The organism is Aequoribacter sp., assembly GCF_965659035.1.
Lineage (GTDB): Bacteria > Pseudomonadota > Gammaproteobacteria > Pseudomonadales > Halieaceae > Aequoribacter.
In genome coordinates this window covers 1-7,346 of sequence record NZ_CBFHWH010000095.1, presented here as the reverse complement: position 1 = coordinate 7,346, position 7,346 = coordinate 1, and the positions used below count along the sequence as shown (strand labels likewise).

Annotated in this window: 10 protein-coding genes; 6 read left to right on the top strand and 4 right to left on the bottom strand. The window is 51.1% G+C overall.

The window, feature by feature from the left end; translation table 11 throughout:
• The 3 genes from ACTF5Z_RS10590 to ACTF5Z_RS10580 all read left to right on the top strand — a co-directional run.
• The coding region (locus tag ACTF5Z_RS10590) for a PaaI family thioesterase (RefSeq protein ID WP_438985601.1) at window positions 1-413 on the top strand (413 nt) is incomplete at its 5' end.
• A 4-nt stretch (window positions 414-417) separates the two neighbouring features.
• Window positions 418-780 carry a VanZ family protein gene (locus ACTF5Z_RS10585; RefSeq protein WP_438985600.1) on the top strand — a complete coding sequence of 121 codons (363 nt, stop codon included), beginning with the start codon at window positions 418-420 and terminating at the stop codon, window positions 778-780.
• 115 nt (window positions 781-895) lie between these two features.
• A complete protein-coding gene (locus tag ACTF5Z_RS10580) occupies window positions 896-1,321 on the top strand; it encodes an H-NS family nucleoid-associated regulatory protein (RefSeq protein ID WP_423849589.1) in 426 nt (141 codons plus the stop codon).
• Between the two features lie 33 nt (window positions 1,322-1,354).
• Here the strand turns inward: ACTF5Z_RS10580 and ACTF5Z_RS10575 are convergent, their stop codons facing one another.
• Window positions 1,355-1,963 carry a PaaI family thioesterase gene (locus ACTF5Z_RS10575; RefSeq protein ID WP_438985599.1) on the bottom strand — a complete coding sequence of 203 codons (609 nt, stop codon included), beginning with the start codon at window positions 1,961-1,963 and terminating at the stop codon, window positions 1,355-1,357.
• 469 nt (window positions 1,964-2,432) lie between these two features.
• Between ACTF5Z_RS10575 and ACTF5Z_RS10570 the strand changes: the two genes are divergently transcribed.
• Window positions 2,433-2,939, top strand: coding sequence for a transcription termination/antitermination NusG family protein (locus ACTF5Z_RS10570; protein ID WP_423849591.1), 507 nt, complete (start codon window positions 2,433-2,435; stop codon window positions 2,937-2,939).
• Window positions 2,940-2,957: 18 nt separating this feature from the next.
• Window positions 2,958-4,373, top strand: coding sequence for a phosphomannomutase (locus ACTF5Z_RS10565; RefSeq protein ID WP_438985598.1), 1,416 nt, complete (start codon window positions 2,958-2,960; stop codon window positions 4,371-4,373).
• Between the two features lie 48 nt (window positions 4,374-4,421).
• On the opposite strand, the gene asnS is transcribed toward ACTF5Z_RS10565, so the two are convergent.
• Window positions 4,422-5,828 (bottom strand): asparagine--tRNA ligase, encoded by a 1,407-nt coding sequence (asnS, locus tag ACTF5Z_RS10560; RefSeq protein WP_438985597.1) that lies wholly within the window; start codon window positions 5,826-5,828, stop codon window positions 4,422-4,424.
• 10 nt (window positions 5,829-5,838) lie between these two features.
• Window positions 5,839-6,300 (bottom strand): GAF domain-containing protein, encoded by a 462-nt coding sequence (locus ACTF5Z_RS10555; protein WP_423849594.1) that lies wholly within the window; start codon window positions 6,298-6,300, stop codon window positions 5,839-5,841.
• A 102-nt stretch (window positions 6,301-6,402) separates the two neighbouring features.
• Between ACTF5Z_RS10555 and ACTF5Z_RS10550 the strand changes: the two genes are divergently transcribed.
• Window positions 6,403-6,534 (top strand): hypothetical protein, encoded by a 132-nt coding sequence (locus ACTF5Z_RS10550; RefSeq protein WP_423849595.1) that lies wholly within the window; start codon window positions 6,403-6,405, stop codon window positions 6,532-6,534.
• Window positions 6,535-6,536: 2 nt separating this feature from the next.
• Here ACTF5Z_RS10550 and ACTF5Z_RS10545 read toward each other — a convergent pair whose 3' ends face one another.
• Window positions 6,537-7,172, bottom strand: coding sequence for a phosphoadenosine phosphosulfate reductase domain-containing protein (locus ACTF5Z_RS10545; protein ID WP_438985596.1), 636 nt, complete (start codon window positions 7,170-7,172; stop codon window positions 6,537-6,539).
• Between the last annotated feature and the right edge of the window lie 174 nt (window positions 7,173-7,346).

Sequence of the window (7,346 nt, the reverse complement as noted above, 5' to 3'; positions counted from 1 at the left end):
CTTCAACCTTATCTGCAAATCAGCTCCAAGATTTTTTAAATACGGAATTCCCGGGGTTTAAAAGCCGTATTGTGAGTGCCTCGCACAATCACTGTGAGCTTATCCGTTTGGTTGGCGATTCAGATTTGCGTCCTGGTGGGACTATCTCTGGTCCTACCATGATGGAGCTTGCCGATACCGCACTGTACGTGGCGGTACTGGCAACGATAGGTCTTGTTCCACTTGCTGTGACGACGAATCTCACCATAAATTTCTTGCGCAAGCCCGCCGCTAACAGAGATTTAAGGGCTGTGTGCGATTTACACAAGGTTGGTAAAACACAGGCTGTGGGCAGTGTGGCGATTTACAGCCAAGGCGATGACGACATGGTGGCACATGGTGTCGGCACTTACGCGATTCCACCCAATCGGTAGTTTCATGAAAACACCCGTATTCCCCTTAGTTTCGCTAAGCCATTTACGCATTCTATTTTGGTTGGCCCTGGGCGGTTTTATGATCTTAGCGCTGCTGCCAACCAGTACGGTTCAGGGTGTTATGCTTTTCTCGGATAAAATTATGCATGCGCTGGCATTTTTGGTTCTGGCAACTCTGGGTTATTGGTCTTATCCCAAGCATATTCTGTACGTCATTGGGGGGTTGCTGATTTATGGTGCACTTATCGAGTTCTTTCAGGCATTAACCGAGACTCGAGCGCCTGAATGGGGCGATTGGTTGGCCGATAGTCTGGGTATTATCACGGCGTTATTTTTGGTTAGGCTGCGACGAGTTTTATTTAAATAAAATAGTCGGTGTTTAAAATACGCTTTGATTAATTTAATCAAAGGCCACCATTTCTTTACCAAAAATTCATTTTTATTTACACTCCGTTAAATAAATAAGTTAATGGAGACATCCCGTGGCCAAAGTATCTGCCTTTGATATTTATGTAAAATCTAAAGCCAAAGCAAAAGCCGAAGCAAAACGTTTGGCGCTGCACGAAGTTGATAAATTAATTGGCATATTACAAAGCGTAAAATCCGAACTTGAGCAGAAAGAAGCGGAAAAAGCCGAAAAAGAAAAACAGGCGAATATTGAGCGCATTCAAGCCTTACTGGCGCAGTCGGGGCTTACCCCCGAAGATTTGAGCGCCAGTCCAAAGCGCGGCGGAAAAAAAGCAAAATCCAAAGCAGCAACCAAACCACGTGGTGCAGTAGCGCCAAAATACCGTTTAGTTGTGAATGGAGAAGAATACCTTTGGACGGGACGCGGTCGCACTCCGAAAGTTTTTCAAGAGTATTTTGACGCCGGCAATTCACGCGAGAGCTGCGAAATTTCTAATTAAACTTGTCATGGGCGCGTCGAGTGCGCGCCCGTTTTAGCGAAAGCTATGTTGAATAAATAAGGCTTCACACTTTGTCACTAATTGATCCTCGCAATAACAGCGGCCGCTCATGTAGATCTTTTTATCGGCCACAGAATCAATAGTGGCTTCGAAGCGCAAAGGTGTATTAATTGGGGTGGGCTTCATGAAGTCGACCGTTAAATTCGCAGTCGGTCCCCCCGTTTTATTGAATATTCCCGCAAACGCCAATAACTGATCGTAGATTGCCGCTATCCAAGAGCCGTGCACCCAGCCGGGCCCTCCCTCGTAAACTTTGTTCAGGGTGACCGTTCCTACGAGAGTGCTGCCCTCTATGCTTAGTTCAACGGGCGGGGCAACCGGGTGATATCGTCCGGTGATGGGGCTCATGGGCAAGGGTGAATTTAAATCGTCCCCCCACTCCAACGTAAAATGCTCTAAAGCTTTGTTGCCAGTCATGGGCGCCATGGCGTCGCTGAGCGCTTTGACTTGATCGGCGATAGCTTCGAGTTCTTCGGCAGTACCATTTAATGTAGTCATGTGCTCGAGCACAAGCCGAAGCTCTTGCGCAACGTGTTGTAAGGCTTGGCGTTGCTCGCTGGTGAAGTTTGGGTTTTCTTTCAAGCGTGTGTCCTTTTGGTGGAATTGCCACAGAGTATCAGCATGTCCATGAGTGTGCGACGTCGGCGCTTCCTCCATTTGGGGGTAGCTGTGTTTTCGGGTGTTGGGGTGTTGGTTGGAGCACTGTAACCGGGCCTAGCCCTACAGGTTCCTTCTCGAGCCGGCGGTCGACTGGCTTTCACGCGCTGTTGCTCTGAACAACGGCGTGCCGGCAACACCTGCAATGCTGGGAATGCAATCAGCGAAATATCGCTCCCATTGGCACTCAAAGAAACCTCTAGCGCTCTCCCTCGCGTCGGGGTTTCGTGATGTTCGGTGGCTTGATTGGTTTGTTTTCAGCACTGTAACCGAGCCTAGCCCGACGGTTTGTGCTGTGGTGCGCGCGAGATTACAAAACGGACATTTTCAAAATGTCCGATGCCGTTTAAATCGCGTACAATAGCGACGTTTTTTTAAGACAAGGCCTAATCGCGTGACCTGGTTAGTGGTGCAAACAAAACCCAAGCAAGAAGATGCCGCTGAGCTTAATCTTTCGCGGCAAGGCTATCGCGTATTTTTGCCTAAGCTGCAGCAGCGTAAGCGCGTTCGAGGTAAGTGGCAGTTGGTCGTATCGCCCTTGTTCCCCCGATATCTGTTCATTGATGTCGACTACGGTACCGATGACTTGGCGCCGGTAAGGTCGACCGTGGGCGTCTTTAACTTGGTGCGTTTTGGTCAAGATATCATCCCTGTTCCCGATGAGGTCGTCGAGTTTCTTCAGGTGCAGCAGGACCCAGACCTAGGCGCTAAGAACGAATCGGATTGGCCCCATAAAAAAGGCGATAAAGTCGAGATCTTGCAAGGGCCCTTTGCGGGTTTGGCTGGGGTGTTTGACATTAGCAAAGACGAAGAGCGTGCTTATTTATTCATTGAGTTGCTGGGCCGTGCCTCGCGCGTTGTCGTCGAGCGCTCAATGATTGGCGATACCATTCAAATTTAAACTCGTGCGGAGTTCTGCGTGACACAAACAACTTTACAGTTAACCCAGTCTAAAGATGTTAAGTTCGGTACCAGCGGTGTGCGCGGGTTGGTCAGTGATTTAACAGATGAAGTGGTTTACGGGTTTGCTTACGCGTTTTTGACGGCTGTAGTTGATAAGCCGAGCACTGTAGTGCTGGGGCATGACTTGCGTGATTCAAGCCCGAGCATTGCCAGCGCCTGCGCTAAAGCGGCTGAAGATTTAGGTGTCGATGTCGATTACGTAGGTGCCTTGCCAACGCCTGCGATCGCTTATTACGCGGGTGTTTCAGGCTTTCCTGCCATCGTGGTCACGGGCTCACATATTCCCTTTGATCGTAACGGAATAAAGTTTTATACGGCGAGTGGCGAAATCACCAAAGCGGATGAGCAGGCCATTAACAATGCCCCTGTCGAACTGACTTCGAGCTTGAGTGCCGTATTACCTCCGGCGAATGCCGCAGCCTATGAAACCTACTGTCAGCGCTATTTGGCGTGTTATGCCGGATGTTTAGAGGGTCGCACAGTCGCGATCTATCAACACTCCAGTGTTGGACGCGATTTGTTTGCTGACCTTTTTCAGCGTTTGGGAGCCAGCATTTTGGCTTTGGGGCGCACCGATCAATTTGTGCCGATTGATACCGAGGCGGTCAGCCGAGAAGATCATGAGCGCGCCAAAGCCTGGGCCAGCGAATACGACTTCGATGTCTTGTTCTCTACTGATGGTGATGCCGACCGCCCCTTGATAGGTGACGCGAAGGGGCAGTGGTTGCGGGGTGATCGTCTGGGCGTGTTGTGCGCTAAAGCCCTTGGAGCCGATGCCGTAGTGACACCGGTGAGCTCAAATTCTGTGGTAAGCGAATGCGGCGCTTTTGATCGGGTAGAACGAACTAAAATTGGTTCACCCTATGTGATTGAAGGTATGCAAGCGCTTACGTCGAGCTGTCAGTCGGTGGTCGGTTATGAGGCGAACGGCGGGTTTCTAACGGCATCTGCCATCAAAATCGATGGTAAGGACTTGGCGCCTCTGGCAACGCGTGACGCGGCCTTGCCGCTGCTGGCGGTGATGCGCGAGTGCCGTGGACAAGCCTGTTCGGTTGCCGACTTGGATGCTCAATTGCCGGCTATTTTTACGGCGAGCGATCGCGTGAAGGGTGTGGCGCCCGAGCGCGGGCAAGCCTTCATCGACTTGATGGCAAAACTACCGTTTGAGTTGGCAGAGACTTTGAGCTTGGGTGAGCTGATCGCAACGGACTTGACTGATGGTTGCCGTCTTATCTTTGAAGATAACGTGATCGTGCATTTTCGCCAGTCAGGTAATGCACCCGAGTTGCGGTGCTACTCGGAAGCGAGGTCAGTTGAACGCGCCGCAGAGGTCAACGCACAAGCCCTGGCTTTTGCGGTTGGTCAGTTGTAGCGAGGTCACCAACCAGAGCGCTGGTGACCCGCAGGGTTTCGGCCGCTCTTAGAAGTGCGCGTTGCCTGGTGTTCGAGGGAAAGGGATGGCGTCGCGTACGTTCTCCATGCCGGTAATGTAGTTCAGCAAGCGCTCAAAACCCAAGCCGAAGCCAGCGTGTGGCACCGTGCCATAGCGGCGTAAATCCCGGTACCACCACAAGTGTTCTCGCATCGTCTCGTCCATGCGCGAGTCCAACACATCGAGGCGCTCCTCACGCTGGCTGCCGCCGATGATTTCGCCAATGCCGGGAGCCAAGACATCCATCGCTGCGACGGTTTTTTCGTCATCGTTTAAACGCATATAAAAGGCTTTAATATCTTTGGGATAGTTCATCACAACGACGGGCCGCCCTACGTGTTTTTCCGCTAGATAGCGTTCGTGCTCGGACGCCATATCAATACCCCAGCTGACGGGGAACTCGAATTTCTGGCCGCAGTTTTCCAATATTTTTATGGCGTCGGTGTAATCGATGCGCTCGAAGGGTTGCTCGATCACATTGGTCAGTCGCTCGAGCACCGTGGTGTCGATGCGCTGATTAAAGAAGGCCATGTCGTCTTCACGTTCGTTCATCACGCGAGTGAATACGTGTTTTAACAGCGCTTCGGCTAGGTCGGCGTTGTCGGCTAAGTTAGCAAAGGCCACTTCGGGTTCGATCATCCAAAACTCGGCGAGGTGGCGGCTGGTGTTAGAGTTCTCGGCTCTGAACGTAGGACCAAAGGTATAGACTTTGGACATGGCTAAGCAGTACGACTCGACCTCGAGCTGTCCTGATACCGTTAAAAAGGCTTCTTGCTCGAAAAAGTCCTGTTTGTAGTCGACCTGACCCTGCGCATTCTTCGGCGTGTTGAGCATGTCCAAGGTACTGACTCGGAAGAGTTCACCCGCGCCTTCGCAGTCGCTGCCCGTAATAATCGGTGTGTTGATCCAGTGAAACCCATGATCAAAGAAAAACTGATGAATAGCGTTGGCCAGCGTGGTACGTACCCGAGTAATCGCACCAAACGTGTTGGTGCGGGGGCGCAAATGCGCTTGGGTGCGCAGGTATTCAAAGGTGTGGCGTTTTTTGGCAATGGGATAACCTTCGGGGTCGTCTACGTCGCCGACAACGATGACCTGCGTTGCCTGTATTTCCAGCGCTTGGCCCTTGCCTTCGGATTGCACCAAGGTGCCGCAGACGTCCACCGCGCAGCCAGTCGATAACTTTTTAACCTCAGACTCGTAGTTGCCGAGCTCGGCGGGTACAACGGCCTGAATGGTGTCGAAGCACGAACCATCGTGAATCGCTAAAAAGGAGATGCCCGCTTTGGAATCGCGCTTGCTGCGCAGCCAACCTTGAACGCGAACGATATTACCTATCTGGTCATCTGCTGCAAGAAGTGACTTAACGGCTTGAGGTGAAGTTGAAGAACTCATGGTTTAATCCTTAAATATTCGCGTATTGGTGCGCGCACCAAATCGATAATAAATCTGATACCAATGTTACGGTTTGCTCATCAAAGCGGTTTGCAATGGGGCTGTCTAGATCCAGCACGCCCAGTAAGCTGCTGTTGACGATCACGGGTAACACGAGCTCAGATCGAGAGTCAGCATCGCAGGCAATATGGCCTGGGAATGTGTGCACATCCGCCACGATTTGGGGTTCTTGTGTTGCCGCAGCGGTTCCGCAGACGCCGCGTCCAAGGGGAATGCGCACACAGGCGGGTTTGCCTTGAAAGGCGCCCAGGACAAGCTCGCTGTCTTGCAACCAATAAAAACCGACCCAGTTTAGATCGGGCAGACTGTGATACAGCAACGAGCCAAAGTTGGCACTGTTGGCGGTTACATCGTATTCTTGATCAAGCAGGCCCCGAAGAGCGAGCCTAAGGTCATCTTGAGCGGTAAACATGGCTCCTCACTGCGGCTTTGATTTAGGTCAAAGCAGTAAAATCAATGATGGGGCATTTTACGCCATGTGCATGGAATTAAAATCAATAAAAAGGGAAATCTTATGGCTAATCACATGACCCAAGACGATCAAACGCAAGACGCGAAAGACATGAAATCGCTGTTTAAAATGGTCGCGGGCTTTTTGTTATTTACGATCGCCCTAGGTATTACCGTCGGCGCGATAATGGGCTAAACCTAAGCGGCAGTGTGCAGTCCGCACTCGCGGCCGCTTAAGACTTTGGTAGGGTCAAAATAGTGTGCGCATGAGGGAATGCTGTGTTCTCTCATGTACACTTGTATTTGTTGCTCGGTCCAGTAGAACAGAGGCGCGACTTTTAGGATGCCCCGGGCATCAACGGACACAATATCCAATGACTTCCGATATTCGGTCTCTTCGCGACGGATTCCGCTAATCCACACTTTGGGCTTGTGCTCTGCAAGTGCTCGCTCGAAAGGCTCGAGTTTGACTTCGCGCGTAAATGCCGCATGGCGTTCCGCCTCGTCTAGGGTCGGTATGCCGCCGCGAATCGAATTGCGGCGCTCCGCCGTCATCGCTGGGCTGTACACGTGCAGGTTCAACCGTAATTGTTGCGTTAAGGTATCAGCCACTCGATAGGTATCGGCAACGTTATAGCCAGAGTCGACCCAAATAACCGGTAATTTAGGTGTGGTTTGCGCGATCATATGCAGTAATGCGCCTGCATTAACGCCAAAGCTGGTAGAAGCGATGGTAGAGCTGCCCAAGCCAACGGCCCAGCGAATAACGTCTGTTGGCGCTGCGTTGCGCAAACGTTGATTGGCTTCTTCGATTTCTTGTTGGCTCAAAATCATGGCATTTACCGATACTGTGATACGCAATGCAGGATACGAATCGAGATGGGGTCTGTGAAATACTGTTTGTGTCTATGCTTATGCATGGATGAGAAAACACATAACCACATAACCACATAACCACATAACCACATAACCACATAACCACATAACCACATAACCACATAACCACAT

Bases quoted from the DNA above. Each gene is read 5' to 3' on its own strand.
- asnS (WP_438985597.1), bottom strand. From the start codon at position 5,828: ATGAGTTCTTCAACTTCACCTCAAGCCGTTAAGTCACTTCTTGCAGCA.
- ACTF5Z_RS10555 (WP_423849594.1), bottom strand. From the start codon at position 6,300: ATGTTTACCGCTCAAGATGACCTTAGGCTCGCTCTTCGGGGCCTGCTT.
- ACTF5Z_RS10550 (WP_423849595.1), top strand. From the start codon at position 6,403: ATGGCTAATCACATGACCCAAGACGATCAAACGCAAGACGCGAAAGAC.
- ACTF5Z_RS10585 (WP_438985600.1), top strand. From the start codon at position 418: ATGAAAACACCCGTATTCCCCTTAGTTTCGCTAAGCCATTTACGCATT.
- ACTF5Z_RS10545 (WP_438985596.1), bottom strand. From the start codon at position 7,172: ATGATTTTGAGCCAACAAGAAATCGAAGAAGCCAATCAACGTTTGCGC.